This is a genomic window from Salipiger sp. (genome assembly GCF_059781815.1).
The window spans coordinates 1-16,839 of the sequence record NZ_JBYNAH010000103.1 but is presented as its reverse complement, the minus strand read 5'-3'; the positions used below and the strand labels follow the sequence as shown (position 1 = coordinate 16,839).

At 67.9% G+C, this 16,839-nt stretch carries 16 protein-coding genes; 9 read left to right on the top strand and 7 right to left on the bottom strand.

What is annotated here, in order from left to right:
* Nucleotides 1-150: 150 nt before the first annotated feature.
* Complete coding sequence (gene gatB, locus AC6RA4_RS13390; protein ID WP_500161072.1) at nt 151-1,665, bottom strand: Asp-tRNA(Asn)/Glu-tRNA(Gln) amidotransferase subunit GatB; 1,515 nt, start codon at nt 1,663-1,665, stop codon at nt 151-153.
* On the bottom strand, nt 1,653-2,999 hold the full coding sequence (locus tag AC6RA4_RS13385) for a hypothetical protein (RefSeq protein ID WP_500161070.1): 1,347 nt from the start codon (nt 2,997-2,999) through the stop codon (nt 1,653-1,655). Before AC6RA4_RS13385 ends, gatB begins: the two co-directional genes overlap by 13 nt.
* A 333-nt stretch (nt 3,000-3,332) precedes the next feature.
* On the opposite strand from AC6RA4_RS13385, the gene AC6RA4_RS13380 reads away from it, so the two are divergent.
* A complete protein-coding gene (locus AC6RA4_RS13380; protein ID WP_500161069.1) occupies nt 3,333-4,025 on the top strand; it encodes a transglycosylase SLT domain-containing protein in 693 nt (230 codons plus the stop codon).
* A 103-nt stretch (nt 4,026-4,128) separates the two neighbouring features.
* On the opposite strand, the gene pepN is transcribed toward AC6RA4_RS13380, so the two are convergent.
* Nucleotides 4,129-6,678 carry an aminopeptidase N gene (gene pepN / locus AC6RA4_RS13375; protein ID WP_500161067.1) on the bottom strand — a complete coding sequence of 850 codons (2,550 nt, stop codon included), beginning with the start codon at nt 6,676-6,678 and terminating at the stop codon, nt 4,129-4,131.
* Nucleotides 6,679-6,798: 120 nt separating this feature from the next.
* On the opposite strand from pepN, the gene AC6RA4_RS13370 reads away from it, so the two are divergent.
* From AC6RA4_RS13370 to AC6RA4_RS13360, 3 genes are all read left to right on the top strand, one after another.
* Nucleotides 6,799-7,032: a hypothetical protein gene (locus tag AC6RA4_RS13370; protein WP_500161065.1), complete on the top strand. Its 234-nt coding sequence runs from the start codon at nt 6,799-6,801 to the stop codon at nt 7,030-7,032.
* Between the two features lie 83 nt (nt 7,033-7,115).
* A complete protein-coding gene (locus AC6RA4_RS13365) occupies nt 7,116-7,784 on the top strand; it encodes a DNA-3-methyladenine glycosylase I (protein WP_500161063.1) in 669 nt (222 codons plus the stop codon).
* A gap of 65 nt (nt 7,785-7,849) precedes the next feature.
* Nucleotides 7,850-9,112 carry an MFS transporter gene (locus AC6RA4_RS13360; protein WP_500161061.1) on the top strand — a complete coding sequence of 421 codons (1,263 nt, stop codon included), beginning with the start codon at nt 7,850-7,852 and terminating at the stop codon, nt 9,110-9,112.
* Here the strand turns inward: AC6RA4_RS13360 and AC6RA4_RS13355 are convergent.
* Complete coding sequence (locus tag AC6RA4_RS13355; RefSeq protein WP_500161060.1) at nt 9,109-9,984, bottom strand: LysR family transcriptional regulator ArgP; 876 nt, start codon at nt 9,982-9,984, stop codon at nt 9,109-9,111. The genes AC6RA4_RS13360 and AC6RA4_RS13355 overlap by 4 nt on opposite strands.
* A gap of 88 nt (nt 9,985-10,072) precedes the next feature.
* Here AC6RA4_RS13355 and AC6RA4_RS13350 point away from each other — a divergent pair, with 88 nt between their 5' ends.
* From AC6RA4_RS13350 to AC6RA4_RS13340, 3 genes are all read left to right on the top strand, one after another.
* Entirely contained in the window at nt 10,073-10,720 is a 648-nt protein-coding gene (locus tag AC6RA4_RS13350) for a LysE/ArgO family amino acid transporter (protein WP_500161058.1), read from the top strand.
* 9 nt (nt 10,721-10,729) lie between these two features.
* On the top strand, nt 10,730-11,626 hold the full coding sequence (locus AC6RA4_RS13345; RefSeq protein WP_500161056.1) for a DMT family transporter: 897 nt from the start codon (nt 10,730-10,732) through the stop codon (nt 11,624-11,626).
* Nucleotides 11,627-11,738: 112 nt separating this feature from the next.
* On the top strand, nt 11,739-11,936 hold the full coding sequence (locus AC6RA4_RS13340; protein ID WP_500161054.1) for a hypothetical protein: 198 nt from the start codon (nt 11,739-11,741) through the stop codon (nt 11,934-11,936).
* A gap of 94 nt (nt 11,937-12,030) precedes the next feature.
* Here AC6RA4_RS13340 and AC6RA4_RS13335 read toward each other — a convergent pair whose 3' ends face one another.
* Genes AC6RA4_RS13335 through AC6RA4_RS13325 form a run of 3 tightly spaced genes read right to left on the bottom strand, consistent with a single transcriptional unit; the run spans nt 12,031 to nt 14,340 of the window.
* A complete protein-coding gene (locus AC6RA4_RS13335) occupies nt 12,031-13,152 on the bottom strand; it encodes a CaiB/BaiF CoA transferase family protein (RefSeq protein WP_500161052.1) in 1,122 nt (373 codons plus the stop codon).
* On the bottom strand, nt 13,149-13,793 hold the full coding sequence (locus AC6RA4_RS13330) for a DsbA family protein (protein ID WP_500161050.1): 645 nt from the start codon (nt 13,791-13,793) through the stop codon (nt 13,149-13,151). Before AC6RA4_RS13330 ends, AC6RA4_RS13335 begins: the two co-directional genes overlap by 4 nt.
* A 37-nt stretch (nt 13,794-13,830) precedes the next feature.
* On the bottom strand, nt 13,831-14,340 hold the full coding sequence (locus AC6RA4_RS13325; protein ID WP_500161049.1) for a DUF721 domain-containing protein: 510 nt from the start codon (nt 14,338-14,340) through the stop codon (nt 13,831-13,833).
* 84 nt (nt 14,341-14,424) lie between these two features.
* Here AC6RA4_RS13325 and mutY point away from each other — a divergent pair, with 84 nt between their 5' ends.
* Nucleotides 14,425-15,471, top strand: coding sequence for an A/G-specific adenine glycosylase (mutY, locus tag AC6RA4_RS13320; RefSeq protein WP_500161047.1), 1,047 nt, complete (start codon nt 14,425-14,427; stop codon nt 15,469-15,471).
* Between the two features lie 124 nt (nt 15,472-15,595).
* Entirely contained in the window at nt 15,596-16,741 is a 1,146-nt protein-coding gene (locus AC6RA4_RS13315) for an alkane 1-monooxygenase (protein ID WP_500161045.1), read from the top strand.
* Nucleotides 16,742-16,839 lie beyond the last annotated feature (98 nt).

Genomic DNA, 16,839 nt, shown 5'->3' with positions numbered 1-16,839 from the left:
CGGCGCCGTCGCCCGCGCCGCCGCGCCGCCTGAGCGCCGACGATGGGGACGGGCCAAGATTTTTCGCTAAAAATCTTGGCGCCGGTAAAACAAAACGCCCGGACGGGGATCTCCGTCCGGGCGTTTTCTGTTCTGCGCGAAGGGTGGCGCTTACTGGGCCAGCTTCTTCGCGACGATCTCGTTGACCGCCTTGGGGTTGGCCTTGCCGCCGGTGGCCTTCATCACCTGGCCGACGAACCAGCCCGCGAGCTTGGGGTTCTGCTTGGCCTTCTCGACCTGCGCCGGGTTGGCGGCGATGATCTCGTCGACCGCGGTCTCGATGGCGCCGGTGTCGGTCACCTGCTTCATGCCGCGCTCTTCGACGATCTTCTCCGGGTCGCCGCCCTCGGTATAGACGATCTCGAACAGGTCCTTGGCGATCTTGCCCGAGATGGCATCCGACTTGATCAGCCGCACGATGCCGGCGAGCTGCGCCGGCGAGACCGGGCTCTCGGTGATCTCGTGGCCTTCCTTCTTCAGACGGCCGAAGAGCTCGTTGATCACCCAGTTGGCGGCGAGCTTGCCGTCGCCGGCCTCGCCCGCGACCTTCTCAAAGAAGGCGGCGTTGGCGACCTCGGCAGTCAGCACGCTGGCGTCATACTCCGACAGGCCGAACTCCTTCACGAAGCGCGCCTTCTTCTCGTCGGGCAGCTCGGGCAGGGAGGCGGCGATACCGTCGACCCAGGCCTGCTCGATCTCGAGCGGCAGCAGGTCGGGATCGGGGAAGTAGCGGTAATCATGCGCCTCTTCCTTGGACCGCATCGAGCGCGTCTCGCCCTTGTCGGGATCGTAGAGACGGGTCTCCTGATCGATGGAGCCGCCGGCCTCGAGGATGGCGATCTGGCGCTTCGCCTCGTAGTCGATGGCCTGCTGGATGAAGCGCATCGAGTTCATGTTCTTGATCTCGCAGCGCGTTCCGAGATGCGAGAAATCCTGGGTTTCCTGGTATTTCTCGTATTGGCCCGGCCGGCAGACCGAGACGTTCACGTCGGCGCGCAGGTTGCCGTTCTGCATGTTGCCATCGCAGGTGCCGAGATAGCGCAGGATCTGGCGCAGCTTCGACACGTAGGCCGCCGCTTCCTCGGGGCCGCGGATGTCGGGGCGCGAGACGATCTCCATCAGCGCCACGCCGGTGCGGTTGAGGTCGACGAAGGACATGTTGGGGTCCATGTCGTGGATCGACTTGCCGGCATCCTGCTCGATATGGATGCGCTCGATGCGCACGCGGCGGGCGACGCCCGGCTCCATGTCGACGATCACCTCGCCCTCGCCCACGATCGGGTGGTAGAGCTGGCTGATCTGGTAGCCTTGCGGCAGGTCGGGATAGAAATAGTTCTTGCGGTCGAAGGCGGATTTCAGGTTGATCTCGGCCTTCAGGCCAAGCCCGGTGCGCACCGCCTGCTCGACGCAGTACTCGTTGATCACCGGCAGCATCCCCGGCATCGCCGCGTCCACGAAGGCCACGTTCGAGTTCGGCTCGGCGCCGAACTTGGTCGAGGCGCCCGAGAAAAGCTTGGCCTCGGACGAGACCTGGGCATGGACCTCCATGCCGATCACCAGTTCCCAGTCGTATTTCGCCCCGGCGATGACCTTGGGTTTGGGGGGCTCGAAGCTCAGGTCAAGCATGGCGTATCCTCGTCTCGCAATTCGCGACGGGGATACGCCAGAGCGGCAGAGGGAGCAAGAGTGCTGGACGCGCAGGGCGTCGGGGACAGTTCGACACCGGTCTCGGTGAAGCGGACCTCGCGTCCGAGGCGCAATTGATGGGCGAAATGTTCCGACAGCGCCGAGAGCGCACGGCTCTGCCCGAGCCGCAGACGCTCGCCGCCCTCGGTCTTGCAGGCGAAGGGGCGGGCGCTGGCCCAGAGCGCGGGGTGGATCTCGCGCAGGTGGTCTTCGACGATCCAGCCGAAACAGCCGCTGATCCGGGCGCGGGCGCTGCTGGGCTCGGAGGCGCCCGACAGCGTCATGCCGCAGAAGGCCGCGAGAAGATTGGCGGTGTGCTGGCCGGGACGGCGGGTGAGGATATCGTGCAGGCCCTCGGTAAAGAGCTCGGCATCGACATGGGCGAAGCCGCGCAACTGGCCGCTCGAGAGCGCGTCGAACCAGACCCAGACATAGCCGCCGGCGCCCCAGACATCGGCGGTGCGCCCGGCGGTGCGGCGGGCCTCGACCTCGAGCCGGTCCCAGTTGCCGAAGCGGGTCGGCATCAGATCGCGGCCAAGCGCGCGCATGTGGGCGGGGCAGGCGGGGTCGAGATCGATCAGGTCCTCGTATTCGTCGATCACCCGACGGCTCGGGCGCGGATCGAGATCGAGGAGCGCGCAGCGCAGCGCCGCGATGGCGGGCGAATCGAATTCCAGCGGATGGAAGGGCGCGATCAGCCGCGCCGCGGTCTCCAGATGCTGCGAGCGGGCGTCGCGGCGCAGCGCCATGCTGTCGGCGGAGCCGGGGGCCGCGCCCCAGGCCTCGGCCACGGTCAGATGGGCAAGCGCGACGGCATAGGACAGCCAAGGGTCCTCGCCCAGCCGGTCGACGGCGTCGTGCAGGCAGTAGAGCGTCTGGCGGGCGGCGGTCGCATCGTTGCCGGCGACGGCGGTGAGCGCGGTCTCGACCACGTCCGAACAGGCGCCTTCCGCCAGCAGGCGGGCGATGGGCGCGCCGCCCTTGGTCGCCGCGCGGGCGGTGTCCGCCTCGCGCAGCTGTCCGGCGAGGGTCTCCCAGTCTTCCTGCCGGGCGAGGAAGCGACCGGCGAGGCGCAGGCTCTCGCAATCCGAGGCGTCGGGCGAGCTTTCACGCACGGGGATGCAGATCTTCGGCGGCGCGACCGCGTCAGAGGTGCCGGCGGGCGCGGCGGCGGGCTCTGCCGGCAGAGCGGCAGCGGGCAGAGCGATTGCTTTTCCCGGCAGCAGAGCGCGGACGGTATGCAGCAATGAAACGGGTCGGGCCAGTACAGTCATGCCCACATCTTGTTTGGGGAATCGGGCACATTGAGGGCAGGAGAAGGGTCGAGCGGCGGCATTCCGCCGACGTTTCTTCGTCCGCTACCGCAAGAAGTCCCAATGGGTTAACGCGCGGCTCGGCGGTTTGGTTCCGACGCGCTGCACCTGCGACGAGAGCTGCGCTTTACCGAACCCACACCCTGTGGCACTTCTCCAGACATGCTGCCACGTCTTTTCACAGTTCTGTCGGCCCTGTTCCTTGCAAGTGCCGTCTGGTCAGAACCCGCCCCGATGCCGCCTGGATACTCTCTCCAGGGCGTCGTCCAATCCGTGCGCCCGCAAGAGCGGACGATGACGATCCCCGAAGCGCGCTGGGGCACCTCCGGCGAGCGCGGCACCTGGTCGCTTGCGGCGCTCTCGGCGCTGCGCGGCCCGGCCAGCAACCTGCCCGAGATCGTCCCCGAGGACATCGCCACCTGGTGCCCGGCCTATCCGAGCGCCGGTCGCGAGGACCGCGAGGCGTTCTGGATCGGCCTGGTCTCGGCGCTGGCCAAGCACGAGAGCACCTACCGTCCGACCGCCGTGGGCGGCGGCGGCCTGTGGTACGGCCTGCTGCAGATCCTGCCCTCGACCGCGCGGCTCTACGATTGCCAGGCCGGCACCGGTGCCGAGCTGAAGGATCCGCATCTCAACCTGTCCTGCGGCCTGCGCATCATGGCCAAGACCGTGAAGCGCGACGGCGTGGTCAGCCAGAACATGCGCGGCGTGGCTGCCGACTGGGGGCCGTTCCACTCCCGCAAGAAGCGTGAAGACATGATCGCCTGGACCCGTGCGCAGCCCTATTGCGCCGGCCTGCCGCGCTCGCTGAAGCCGGTGGCGCGGCCGGACAGCTGGGGCAATGACGCGATCATGGCCGAGGGCGAACTGCCCGCAAACGATGGCGTGGTCGCCTTTGCCGTCGAGGGCACAATCGTGCGCCCAACGCAGGAGCCGATCATCGCGACCTCCGGGACAACCGGGTCTCAGGAAGCCACGGCGGAATAATCAAGACAACCGGCGCCGTGGCGCGAACCTGTCGAGCGCGCAGAGATGCGCATGAAAAAGGGGGCCGATTGGCCCCCTTTTTTGTCTGTGTCGCGGTACGGGCTCAGGACAGCAGCCGGCCCACCATCTCGGTCACGTCGCGCGACAGGTCGGGCTTGGCGGCAATGCGCTCGAGCTCGGCCTTCATGAGTGCCTGACGGCCCGCGTCGTAGCGTTTCCAGGTCTGGAACACCGAGCACATGCGCGCGGTGGTCTGCGGGTTCTTGCCGTCGAGCTTGATCAGCCAGTCCGCCAGCAGCCGATAGCCGCTGCCGTCCTTGGCGTGGAAACCGGCGTGATTCATCGCCAGCGAGCCCATCACCGCGCGGAAGCGGTTGGGGTTCTTCCAGTCGAAATCCGGCCGCTTGGTCAGCGCCTCGGCACGCGGGGCGGCGTTCTCCGGCTTGGTGGCGGCGACCTGCAGCGCGAACCACTTGTCCATCACCAGACGGTCGTCCTTCCACTGCTGCTCGAAGGAGGCCAGAGCGGCCTCCTCGGCACCGGCCATGATCAGGCAGGACAGCGCGCTCAGCTGCATCGTCATGTTGTCGGCGGCGTCGTACTGCGCCTGTGCCGCGGTGCCGCCATCGAGGCGGGTCTGCAGCGACAGCACCGCGTTGCCGAGCGCCCGCTTGCCCGATTGCGCGGCGTCGGGGCTGTAGGGCGCCCTGACGCGGGTCGCGGCCATCAGCTCGGGCAGCAGCGACGACCAGCGCTCGGCCATGGCGTTGCGCAAGGTCTCGGCGGCGGCGTGGATGGCGTCGGGGTCGGGGGTGATGCCCTTGGCGTGCAGCATCTGCGCCAGCTCCGACTGGGTCGGCAGCGCCAGCATCAGCGCCCGGAAGGCCGGATCGAGCGCTTCGTCGCGGATCACCTGCTCGAGCGCGTCGATCCACGCCATGTCGGGGCCGGCGCCCTCGGTCACCATGGCGAAGAGGCAGGCGCGGGCGAGATCGCGGCTCGCCTCCCAGCGGTTGAAGGCGTCGGTGTCATGCGCTAGCAGGAAGCGCTTCTCTTCCGCCGAGCTGTCGCGGTCGAGCACGACAGGCGCCGAGAAGCCGCGCAGGATCGAGGCCACGGGCCGGGCGCTGAGCCCTTCGAAGCTGAAGCTTTGCTCGGCGTCTGTCATCTCAAGCACGGTCGTCGGCACCACCTCGTCGCCATTGGGATTGAGCAGGCCCACTGCGATGGGCAGCACCTGCGGCGCCTTCTCGGGCTGGCCCGGGGTCGGCGGCGTGTCCTGCTTGAAGGTCAGCGTAAAGGTGCCGTCGGCATAGGCCTCGGAAACGCTCAGATGCGGGGTGCCCGATTGCGCATACCAGCGCTTGAACTGCGTCAGGTCGCGCCCGGTGGCATCCTCGAACACCTTGAGCCAGTCCTCGATGGTGGCGGCGTCGCCGTCGTGACGCTCGAAATAGAGATCCAGCGCCTTGCCATAGGCCTCGTCGCCCACCAGCCGCTTGAGCATGCCGATCACCTCGGCGCCCTTCTCGTAGACCGTGGCGGTGTAGAAGTTGTTGATCTCCTGGAAGCTCTCGGGGCGCACCGGGTGCGACAGCGGACCCTGATCCTCGGGGAACTGGCGGGCGCGCAGGTCGATCACGTCGGAGATCCGCTTGACCTCGGCGGAGCGCATGTCGGAGGTGAACTGGCTGTCGCGATAGACCGTCAAACCCTCCTTCAGGCAGAGCTGGAACCAGTCGCGGCAGGTAATGCGGTTGCCGGTCCAGTTGTGGAAATACTCATGCGCGATGATCGCCTCGATGCGCTCGAAATTGGCGTCGGTCGAGGTTTCGGGCGAGGCGAGGACGCAGGAGGAGTTGAAAATGTTCAGCCCCTTGTTCTCCATCGCGCCCATGTTGAAATCATCCACGGCGACGATGTTGAAGATGTCGAGATCGTATTCCCGGCCATAGACCTCTTCGTCCCATTTCATCGAGGCCTTGAGCGCCTCCATGCCGAAGGCGCATTTGCCCTCGTCGCCGGGGCGGACCCAGATGTTGAGCTCCACCTCCTTGCCCGACATGGTGGTGAAGCTGCCGGGATGGTTGACCAGATCGCCGGCAACCAGCGCGAAGAGATAGGCGGGCTTGGGCCACGGGTCGTGCCACTCTGCCCAGCCCTCGCCGCTGCCGGTGGGGTTGCCGTTCGACAGTTTCACCGGCTCGTCGCCCTCGATGCGCACCGTGAAGGTCGCCATCACGTCGGGGCGGTCGGGGTAGTAGGTGATCTTGCGGAAGCCCTCGGCCTCGCACTGGGTGCAGTACATGCCGTTCGACATGTAGAGCCCCTCGAGCGCGGTGTTCTCGGCCGGCGCGATCTCGACCTCGGTTTCCCACAGGAACGGGCCTGAGGGCACCTCGCAGCGCAGCCCCTGCGGGGTCAGTTCGGGGGTGACCTCGGTGCCGTCGATGGCGGCGCGGATCAGCTTGAGCTCCTCGCCATGCAGGAAGAACTCCTGTGCGGGCGCGCCGGGATTGGGCACGAAATGGATGCGCGTGCTGACCCGCGTCGCGGTGGGCGCCAAGCTCACGGTGAGGTGAACATCCGCGACCTGCCAGCCGAAGGGCGTGTAATCCTTAAGGTAAATCGTCTGGGGGCTTGCGTCTTTCATGCGTCCTCATCCTGTCGGCAGGGCGGCGCAGGAACTGCGCCCGATGGCAAAGTGTTAGGTCCGCAACCGAAGCGCCACAACCGTGTGGCCGTAAATTTTCCGAGTGAGAGGAGCATTCCCATGTCGGCACCCGACACCAACATCAAGACGCAGGAAAAACAGCACAAGGGCCCGCTGGCCGGCATCTTTGGCGGGCTGGCGCTCGTCGCGATCCTTCTGGTGGGCTGGCTGGCGTGGGTTTTTGCCGCCGCCGATGACAGCGAGCCTGCCGCCGCGACCACCGAGCCCGCCGCCGCCACCGAGACCGAGGCCGGCACCACGCAGATGGAGACGGCCCCCGCCGCCAACGACTGACGGGCCGCGCCGCGCATGGCGCTTTACCTGACGGGGCCCCTTCGGCACTCTGGACGCAATCCAGAGCCTGCCGGAGGGGCCTCATGCATTCATTCGACGACATCCTCGCCATCGCCATCGCGCGCAAGGGCAGCCGCGAGGCGGTGCTCGGAGACGCGCCCGTGCCGCGCAGTTCGGATCAGATCGCGGCCATCCCCGATGATCGCTGGCTTGCCGGAATGGCGCGCGGGATTTTTCAGGCCGGCATCAGCTGGAAGGTGGTCGAGGCCAAGTGGCCCGGCATCGAGGAAGCCTTCGGCGGCTTCGAGGTGGGGCCGCTCTCGATGATGTCGGAGGAGCGCTTCGACGACCTGCTCACCGATACGCGGGTGATCCGCTCCGGGCCGAAAATCGCCGCCATCCGCGACAACGCAGCCTTCATCCGCCGGGTGAGCGAGGCGGAAGGCGGCTTTGGGCGCAAGGTGGCCGACTGGCCGGGCGAGGATTTCGCCGGGCTGCTCGACTGGCTGAAGCGCGAGGGCGCGCGGCTTGGCGGCAACACCGGCGCCTACCTGCTGCGCAGCATGGGCAAGGACGGCTACATGCTGAGCAAGGACGTGGTGGCGCGGCTGGTGGCGGAGGGCGTCATCGACAAGCCGCCGGGCTCGCGCAAGGCGATGCAGCCGGTGCAGGAGGCGTTCAACGCCTGGGCCGCCGAGAGCGGCGAGAGCCTGACCACGATCAGCCGCGTGCTGGCCCGCAGCATCGGCTGATGGACGCCGACACCGGTCGGATTACATACCCCCACGACCCCAGCGAGATGCGAGGTGAGGGACAGATGGACGGGAAGCTGGCAGGCCGCATGTTCGCGGCGCTGAGCGAGGCGGATGGCGAGGTGCCGGCGGAGGAGGCGCGCAACGGGCTGCGCCACGTGCTGTCGCTATCGATGACCAAGCTGGCCGATGGCCTGATCAATCCGAAACTCGTGCTGACATGGCTGGCGCAGGCGCTGGGCGCGCCGGCGGTGCTGGTGGGGTTGCTGGTGCCGATCCGCGAGGCCGGCGCGCTGCTCCCGCAGATGCTGCTGGCACGCCGGGTCGAGGCCTTGCGGCACCGTAAATGGGCCTGGGTCTTCGGTTCGCTGGGGCAGGGCCTTGCCGCCGCCCTCATGGTTGTGGTCGCTTTCACCCTGCAGGGCTGGGCCGCGGGGCTGGCGCTCTGCGCGCTGCTGGGCTTCCTCGCGCTGTCGCGCGCGGCCTCGTCGGTGAGCTTCAAGGACATCCTCGGCAAAACCATCGAGAAGACCCGGCGCGGCGCGGTGACCGGCACCGCCGCCTCGGTCGCCTCGGCGGGGGTGATCCTCTTCGCGCTGCTGCTGATGACCGGCCTCTTGCAGGACGTGACGCCGCTGGCGCTCGCCGTGGGCCTCGCGGCGCTGCTGTGGTTCGGGGCGGCGGCGCTGTTCTCGACGCTGGAGGAGGAGCCCTCGGAAACCAACGGCGATGCCCCGGCCATCGACCTCTCGCCGTTCCGCGAGGACGGCCAGTTCCGCCGCTTCGTCTATGCCAGGGGCGCGCTCACCGCCACGGCGCTGGCACCGCCCTATATCGTGCTGCTCGACACCGGCGAGGGCGCGCTGCAAAAGCTCGGCGCGCTGGTGCTGGCCTCGGCGGCGGCCTCCTTCGTCAGCTCCTATGTCTGGGGCCGGCTCTCGGACCGGTCCTCGCGCAAGGTGCTGATGTATTCCGGCTTTTCCGGCGCGGCGGCGATGGTGCTGGCGGTGCTGGCGGGCCTCACCGGGGTGGCGGGGGCGGCGATCTGGGTGACGCCGCTGCTGCTCTTCGGGCTGATGATCGCCTATCACGGCGTCCGGCAGGGGCGCTCGACCTATCTCGTCGACATGGCTCCCGAGGATGCCCGCTCGCGCTATGCGGCACTTGCCAACACGCTGATCGGCGGGCTGCTGCTGCTCTCGGGCGCTTTCGGCGGCGCGCTGGCCTGGATCGGGCCGATCGCGGCACTGGCGGGCTTTGCCGCGCTGAGCGCGCTGGGCGGCGTGATCGCGCTGGGGCTCGACGAGGTCGAGACCGAGGCCGGTTAGGCCGGCACCAGCGCGGCGCTGGCGGCGCGGCGCACGGCTTCGGTAAGCCCGGTGATCGCACCCGCCACCAGCCGGTTGACCTGCCAGTAGAGCGCCACGTCCTGCGGCTGGTCGGACCGCAAGGCCACCAGCCGCCCCTGCGCCAGATCCTCGCGCACCAGCGGCTCGGGGTTCAGCCCCCAGCACAGCCCGAGCCGTGCCGCGTCGACAAAGCCCTGCGACGAGGGCAGCCGGTGCAGCGGCGGGTTCAGCGCCTGCCCGGTGATCCGGCGCAGCCAATCGTGCTGCAGCGCGTCCTTGGCGTTGAACTGCAGCATCGGCGCGCGGGCGAAAGCCTCGGCGGTGACACCATCTTCGAAATACTTCTTGTAGTAGTCGGGCGCGCAGGTCGCCACGTAGCGCATCTTGCCCAGCGCGTAGGCGTCGCAGCCCTGCACCGCACGTGCATGGGCGGTGATCGCCGCCGAGACCTCGCCCCGGCGCAGCCAGTCGGCGGAATGCGACTCGTCATCCACCGCGATGTCGAAGAGCAGGTCGTGCCCGAGCAGCGCGGGCAGGAACCATGTCGAGAGGCTGTCGGCGTTGATCGCGAGGCGCAGACGGGCAGGGGTGCCGGGCAGTTCCAGATCGCGGGCCAGCGCCGCCTCGAGCAGCCGCACCTCGCCGGCGTGGCGCGCCAGCCGAGCGCCCGTGGGCGTGGCGGTGCAGGGCGCGGCGCGCACCACCAAGGCACCGCCGACGCGGTCTTCGAGTGCCTTGATGCGCTGCGAGATCGCCGAGGGCGTGACGTGCAGCTCGGCAGCGGCGGCGTCGAAGCTGCCGAGCCGGAGCACCGCGTCGAGCGCGGCCAGTTGCAAAGGGTCGAACGACATTAGTCAGACTTAACAGAGCTGAATTTCTTTAACTAGGCTGTCCCGTCCGCCGCGTGCTACCAGCCCGCACGGATCGAAGGAGAGAGACATGCAGGCAGCGCTGGCGGGATTTGCCCTCGGGCTTTCGCTGATCGTGGCGATCGGGGCGCAGAACGCTTTCGTGCTGCGGCAGGGGCTGATGCGGGCGCATGTGCTGCCGGTCTGTCTGATCTGCGCGCTTTCGGACGCGGTGCTGATCGTCGCGGGCATCGCGGGCTTCGGCGCGTTGACGCAGGCGCTGCCGGGGCTCGAGCCTGCCATGCGTCTCTTCGGCGCGGCCTTCCTGACATGGTACGGCGCGCGCAGCCTGCGCTCGGCGTGGCGCGGTGGCGAGGCGATGGGCGAGGGGCGCGCGGCGCTGAGCCTCAGGGCCGCCGTGCTGACCTGCCTCGCCTTCACCTGGCTCAACCCGCATGTCTATCTCGACACGGTAATGCTCCTGGGCGCGGTCTCGGCGCAGTACGACGAGCCGGTCGCCTTCGGGCTTGGCGCCGTCACCGCCTCGTTCCTGTTCTTCTTCAGCCTGGGCTACGGCGCACGGGCGCTGGCGCCGGTCTTTGCCCGGCCGCGGGCCTGGCAGGTGCTGGATCTGGCCATGGCGGGGATCATGTGGACGCTGGCGGCCAAGCTTGTGCTTGGCGGCATGGACGCTATCGCCGCGAGCTTTCCGCTTTTCGAGCGATTGTTCGTGGTCTAACACCTTCGCATGAGCGCTGTTTCCGCCCCGATCCGGGGTATTCTCTGGATGGTCGTCACCGGCCTGTGCTTCGTCGGCGTGACCGCGCTGGTCAAGCTGCTGGCCGGGCGTGTGCCGGCGGCGGAGTCGGCGTTCCTGCGCTATGTCTTCGGCCTGATCTTCCTGTTGCCGGCCTGGCGCAGCCTGGCCGCGCTGCGGCTGACCAAGCGCCAGCTCTGGCTTGTGGTGCTGCGCGGGGCGGCGCAGACCGTGGGGGTGATCTGCTGGTTCTTCGCCATGACCCGCATCCCGCTCGCGGAGGTCACGGCGATGAACTACCTCACGCCGGTCTATGTCACCATTCTCGCGGTCTTTGTTCTGGGCGAGCGGCTGGCGATGCGGCGCATCATCGCCATCGCCGTGGCGCTGGGCGGCGCGCTGCTGATCCTGCGCCCGGGCTTCCGTGAACTCGATCCCGGCCATTTCGCCATGCTGGGGACGGCGCTGCTGTTCTCGGTCTCCTATCTCATCGCCAAGATCATCTCGGGCGAGATGAGCGCCGCCGTGGTGGTGGCGCTTTTGTCGATCACCGTCACCATCGGGCTCTTCCCCTTTGCGTGGAACGTCTGGGTGACGCCATCCTGGGGAGATCTCGGCATCCTCTTCGCGGTGGCCTGCTTCGCCACCGGCGGGCATTACGCGATGACGCTGGCCTTTGCCGCCGCGCCGGTGACGGTGACGCAGCCGGTCACCTTCCTGCAACTGGTCTGGTCGGTGGCTCTTGGCGCGCTGTTCTTTGCCGAGCCGGTGGATCCCTGGGTGGTGCTGGGCGGGGTGATCATCATGGGCGCGGTGCTGTTCATCACCTGGCGCGAGGCGGTGCTGAAGCGGCGCATCTCGCCGGCCGGGCCCGAAACCCAGGGCTGAGGCTGCTTGGAAACACTGCGTTTCCAGTTCTTGAAAAATCCCCCGAGGCACCGCATTCCCGCCTCATTCCGCCCGCAGGCTCTCTTCAGTGATTGGCTTATTGGAGAGTGTTATGTTTGCCGAGAACAAGCTGACTGAAGATATGAACGAAGTTCGGAATTTCCTGATCAACGAGCGGGCCAAGACCCTGACCGAGACCGAATGGCGGTTCCGGATGCGGGGCTACGGCTACAACCTCCGCCGCGTCGAGGGCGGCATGGAGGTGGCGCGCCTGCCGCAGAACAGCGTTTTGGGCACCATCGAACTCTGAGCGCCGCGCCCTGAACGCCGAGCTTTGGGCATCGGGCCTTTGAACCCGGTGCCACCGGCCGCCCCCTCTTAAGAGCGCGGCCGGCGCAGAAAGATCAGCCTTCGCCGAGCTTCGGCGAGGCCTTGTCCAGACACAGATCCGCGTCCGAGAACTTGAAGGGCGAACGCACACCGGGCACGCCCTCGGGCGAGATCTGCATGCCGCGCGCCTGCACCTGCGGGTCGGCCATGACCTCCGAGAGATCGTTGATCGGCCCTGCCGGGATGCCCTCGCGCTCGCAGCCCGCGAGCAGCTCGGCCTTGGTCCACTGCCGCGTCTCCGCCATCAGATGCGCCTCGAGCGCGGTGCGGTTCGCAATGCGGTCGGCATTGGTCAGGTATTCCGGGTGCTCGGCCAGACTGTCGAGCCCGAGCAGCCGGCAGAGCCGCTGGTATTGCGGGTCGTTGCCGGTGGCGATGATGATGTAGCCATCGGAGCAGTCGAACACCTGGTAGGGCGTGAGGTTGGGGTGATAGTTCCCCGTCCGCCCCGGCGCCTCGCCGGTGGCGAGGTAGTTCATCGCCTGGTTCGCCGTTGCCGCCACCGCGCAGTCGAGCAGCGCCATGTCGATATGCTGGCCCTTGCCGGTGCGCTGCTTCTGGTGCAGCGCAGCGAGGATCCCCGAGACCGAGTAGAGCCCGGTGAACAGGTCGGTGATCGCCACGCCCGCGCGTTGCGGCTGGCCGTCCGGCGTGCCGGTGATCGACATGAAGCCCGACATGCCCTGGATGATGTAGTCATAGCCGGCGCGGTGGGCGTAGGGGCCATCCTGTCCGAAGCCGGTGATCGAGCAGTAGATCAGCCCGGGGTTGACCTGCGCCAGCGAGGCGAAGTCGAGCCCGTACTTGGCCAGCCCGCCGACCTTGAAATTCTCGATCAGGATATCCGCATCGGCCACCAGCTCGCGCACCCGCGCCTGTCCCTCGGGCGTCGAGATGTCGACCACCAGCGAGTGCTTGCCCCGGTTGCAGCAGTGGAAATAGGCCGCCGAACGCTCGTCTTCGCGGTCGATGAAGGGCGGGCCCCACTTGCGGGTGTCGTCGCCCCGGTCGGCCTCGATCTTGATGACCTCGGCGCCGAGGTCGCTCAGAATCTGACCGGCCCAGGGGCCGGCCAGAATTCGGGCCAGTTCGATGACCTTCACCCCCTCGAGGGGGCCGCGCGGTGCAGAACTCATTGCGCGGCTTCGACACGCTCGTCGAGGATTTCCGCGAACTTGTCGTAGGACATGTTGGTGTAGAGCTCGCCGTCGATGATGAAGGACGGGGTCGAGTTGAAGCCGTCTTCCTCGACATTGCTCTGGTACCAGCCGACCAGCGCCTTCAGCGTCTCGCCGTCCTGCATGCAGGCGTCGAGCTGCTCCTTGCCGATGCCGGCCTGCAGGCCCATCTTGCGGATCGCGTCGGCGACGCCGGCCTCGGTGCTCTGGCGGGCCCATTCGTTCTGGGTCTCGTAGATCATGTCGACGATGCCGAAATACTTCATCTCGCCGCCGCAGCGCGCCATCAGCGAGGCCCACATGTCGTACTTGTTGAAATAGGCCTCGCGGAAGGTGAACTTCACCTTGCCGGTGTCGATGTAGTTTTCCTTGATCTGCGGGAAGACATCCTGCTCGAAATCCGCGCAATGCGGGCAGGTGAAGGAGCCGTACTCGATGATCTCGACCGGCGCGTCGGCCTGTCCGAGGGTCATGTCGGTCACCGTGGCCTCCTGCGCGCCGGCAGCGCCGAGCGGGGGCTGGGCGGTGGGGTTCAGAACCCAGCTGCCGCCTGCGGCGAGGGTTGCGGCCAGCGCGACGGTGGTCAGGATACGCTTCATGGGTCTTCCTTCTTTCTGCGACAGCCCGCTCGGGGCTTCAGCGATGTGACTTGGTTATGACGTTTGCACCCAAACGATCAAGCGCCGCCCTGAGCCCCTCGTCGCCAACCCCTTGCGTGGCGCGATGCACCTCGGCGCGGGTCTCGGGGGAGGGCTCGGGCCTGGCCTGTTCCTTGGGGCGATGCTCGAAGGCGACGCGGCCCTCGGCGAAGCCGGTGGCGGCGGTCTGGGTGACGCGGATGCGGGCGATGGCATTGTAGCCGTAGATCGCGTTGACGCGCTCGCGCAGCTCTTCCTTGCGCATCTCCAGCAGCGGCGCGTTGGCGCCGGTGGTGAGCAGGGTGAGCGTGGCGCCGAGCCCGCCGCGGCCGTAGCCGATCTCGACCGGGCGCGAGATCGCCGCCATGTCGGCGCCGGCGATTTCTTCCCAGTGGGTGAGAACACGGGATTGCGCGAAGCCGCGGCTTTCGCTGGCCTTGCGGATGTTCTGCTTCAGCAGGCCCGCTGTCAGGGCGAAGCCCTTGGTGGTGCTCTTGCGCCGTTGCATCTTGAATCCCTCTCTGCGGCACTATTCTAGTGACCGCGCCAACGGGCGCCAGCCCGGAATCATCCAATCAAGGGAATGTCAGTTTTGCGTGACCCCGCCCGCGCCGCGGATCTTCTCGACTGGTACGACCGCCACGCCCGCGACCTGCCGTGGCGGGTGGGCCCGCGCGCCCGCGCTGCCGGAATCCGGCCTGATCCCTACCGGGTCTGGCTGTCGGAGATCATGCTGCAGCAGACCACCGTTCCGGCGGTGAAGCCCTATTTCGAGGCCTTCACCACGCGCTGGCCGACGGTCTCGGATCTCGCAGCAGCCGAGGATGCCGAGGTGATGGCCGCCTGGGCGGGGCTGGGCTACTACGCCCGCGCCCGCAACCTGCTGAAATGTGCCCGCGTGGTCGCATCCGAGCACGGCGGCGTGTTCCCGGCGGATCTCGACGGGCTGCTGGGCCTGCCCGGTGTCGGGCCCTACACCGCCGGGGCCATCGCGGCCATCGCCTTCGACATCCCGGCGACGGTGGTCGACGGCAATGTTGAGCGGGTGATGGCGCGGCTGCATGACGAGCACACGCCGCTGCCGCAGGCCAAGCCGATCCTCACCGAGATGGCCGCGGCCCTCACGCCGCAGGAGCGCCCGGGCTGCTACGCGCAGGCGGTAATGGATCTCGGCGCCACGATCTGCAGCCCGCGCAACCCGGCCTGCGGGCTCTGCCCGTGGCGCGGCGCCTGCGCCGCCTGGGAGGCGGGGACGATGGCCGAGCTGCCGAAGAAGGTGCCGAAGAAGCGCAAACCGACGCGGCTCGGCATCGCCTACCTTGTGCGCCGGGTCGACGGCGCCTGGCTGCTCGAGCGCCGCCCCGACAAGGGCCTGCTCGGCGGCATGCTGGGCTGGCCCGGCAGCGAGTGGGGCGAGGCGCCGGAGGAGGCGCCGCCGATCGCCGCCGAGTGGAAGGCGCTCAACGCCGAGGCGCGCCACACCTTCACCCATTTCCACCTGCGCCTGACGGTCAAGACCGCGCTGGTGCCGATGGACCGCCCGCCCGCGCGCGGGGAGTTTGTCGAGGCCGAGGATTTCGATCCCAAGGATCTGCCCACGGTGATGCGCAAGGCCTACGATCTGGCCCGGGGCGGCTGAGGCAGAAAGGCCAGTCGCAGAGATTTTGTCGGGTATTCGCCCGCTTGCCCCGTGACGCTGCCCGGGCGGGGAGCTAGTCTCGCCCCGAGACGCGCAAAGGACCCGTGCGGAACGGAGACTCATCATGATCTCGTCGGAAAAGATCGCCCGGATCGGGGCTGCCGCCCCGTTCTGGCTCACCTATATCCTGCCACCGCTGGTCTGGCTCGGCGCTGTGAAGGGCGGGCTCTGGGTGCTGCTGCCGCCGCTGGCCACATGGTACCTGTTCTCGGCGCTCGACGCGGCGCTCGGCCTCAACACCGAGAATGCCGACCCGCAGACCGAGGAGCGGCACCTGTTCTGGTATCGCGCCGGGGTGATGCTCTGGGCACCGGTGCAGTTCGTGACGCTGGTCTCGCTGATCTCCTACGTGCCGGGGGCTGCGCATCTGAACGGCTGGGAGACATTCGGGGTGATGTTCGGCACCGGGGTGATGACCGGCTCGGTGGGCATCGTCTATGCCCATGAGTTGCTGCACCAGCGCAACCGGCTCGAGCGCAACCTCGGCGACGGGTTGCTGGCGATGGTGCTCTATTCGCATTTCCGCTCGGAGCATTTGCTGGTGCATCACCATTGGGTCGGCACCCCGCGCGATCCGGTGACGGCGCGCTACAACGAGGGCTTTCACCGCTTCTACCCACGGGTGCTGCGGGAAAGCCCGGTCTCGGCCTTCCGCGCCGAGGCGGCGCTGCTGGCGCGGCGCGGGTTGCCTTGGTGGCACCGGCGCAACCCGTTCTGGAAATACGCCGCCCTGCAGGGGGCGATGCTGGCGCTGGCGGTGCTGCTCGGCGGCTGGCTGGGGCTGCTGTTCTTCGTGGTGCAGGCGGGGGTGGCGATCTGGCAGCTGGAGCTCACGAACTATGTCGAGCACTACGCCCTGACCCGCCGCCATCTCGGCGATGGCCGCTACGAGCACGTGCAGCCCCACCATTCGTGGAACTCGGCCCACACCGCGACGAACTGGCTGCTGATCAACCTGCAACGCCATTCGGATCACCACTACAAGCCCGACCGGCGCTTCCCCTTGCTGCAGACCTACCAGGAGAGCGAGGCGCCGCAGCTGCCCTATGGCTACCCGATCATGACCATGGCCGCGATGGTACCGCCGCTCTGGCGCCGCATCATGAACCCGAAGGTGCGGGCCTGGCGACAGACCTGGTATCCCGACATCGAGGACTGGACCCCCTATAACCGCGCCACCACCCCGATGCCGAAGGGCGCCCGGGGCTGAGATCGTCCTGACCGGTGTGTGCGCCGCCGGCTTCCAGGGCAGAAGGGGGCGCTGCCCCCTCTTGGCGCTGTGCGCCAATTCACCCCCGAGGTATTTTG

What these genes read in the sequence shown, in the direction of transcription:
- gatB (WP_500161072.1), bottom strand. Translation starts at nt 1,665, where the DNA reads ATGCTTGACCTGAGCTTCGAGCCCCCCAAACCCAAGGTCATCGCCGGG.
- AC6RA4_RS13385 (WP_500161070.1), bottom strand. Translation starts at nt 2,999, where the DNA reads ATGACTGTACTGGCCCGACCCGTTTCATTGCTGCATACCGTCCGCGCT.
- AC6RA4_RS13380 (WP_500161069.1), top strand. Translation starts at nt 3,333, where the DNA reads ATGACGATCCCCGAAGCGCGCTGGGGCACCTCCGGCGAGCGCGGCACC.
- pepN (WP_500161067.1), bottom strand. Translation starts at nt 6,678, where the DNA reads ATGAAAGACGCAAGCCCCCAGACGATTTACCTTAAGGATTACACGCCC.
- AC6RA4_RS13370 (WP_500161065.1), top strand. Translation starts at nt 6,799, where the DNA reads ATGTCGGCACCCGACACCAACATCAAGACGCAGGAAAAACAGCACAAG.
- AC6RA4_RS13365 (WP_500161063.1), top strand. Translation starts at nt 7,116, where the DNA reads ATGCATTCATTCGACGACATCCTCGCCATCGCCATCGCGCGCAAGGGC.
- AC6RA4_RS13360 (WP_500161061.1), top strand. Translation starts at nt 7,850, where the DNA reads ATGGACGGGAAGCTGGCAGGCCGCATGTTCGCGGCGCTGAGCGAGGCG.
- AC6RA4_RS13355 (WP_500161060.1), bottom strand. Translation starts at nt 9,984, where the DNA reads ATGTCGTTCGACCCTTTGCAACTGGCCGCGCTCGACGCGGTGCTCCGG.
- AC6RA4_RS13350 (WP_500161058.1), top strand. Translation starts at nt 10,073, where the DNA reads ATGCAGGCAGCGCTGGCGGGATTTGCCCTCGGGCTTTCGCTGATCGTG.
- AC6RA4_RS13345 (WP_500161056.1), top strand. Translation starts at nt 10,730, where the DNA reads ATGAGCGCTGTTTCCGCCCCGATCCGGGGTATTCTCTGGATGGTCGTC.
- AC6RA4_RS13340 (WP_500161054.1), top strand. Translation starts at nt 11,739, where the DNA reads ATGTTTGCCGAGAACAAGCTGACTGAAGATATGAACGAAGTTCGGAAT.
- AC6RA4_RS13335 (WP_500161052.1), bottom strand. Translation starts at nt 13,152, where the DNA reads ATGAGTTCTGCACCGCGCGGCCCCCTCGAGGGGGTGAAGGTCATCGAA.
- AC6RA4_RS13330 (WP_500161050.1), bottom strand. Translation starts at nt 13,793, where the DNA reads ATGAAGCGTATCCTGACCACCGTCGCGCTGGCCGCAACCCTCGCCGCA.
- AC6RA4_RS13325 (WP_500161049.1), bottom strand. Translation starts at nt 14,340, where the DNA reads ATGCAACGGCGCAAGAGCACCACCAAGGGCTTCGCCCTGACAGCGGGC.
- AC6RA4_RS13315 (WP_500161045.1), top strand. Translation starts at nt 15,596, where the DNA reads ATGATCTCGTCGGAAAAGATCGCCCGGATCGGGGCTGCCGCCCCGTTC.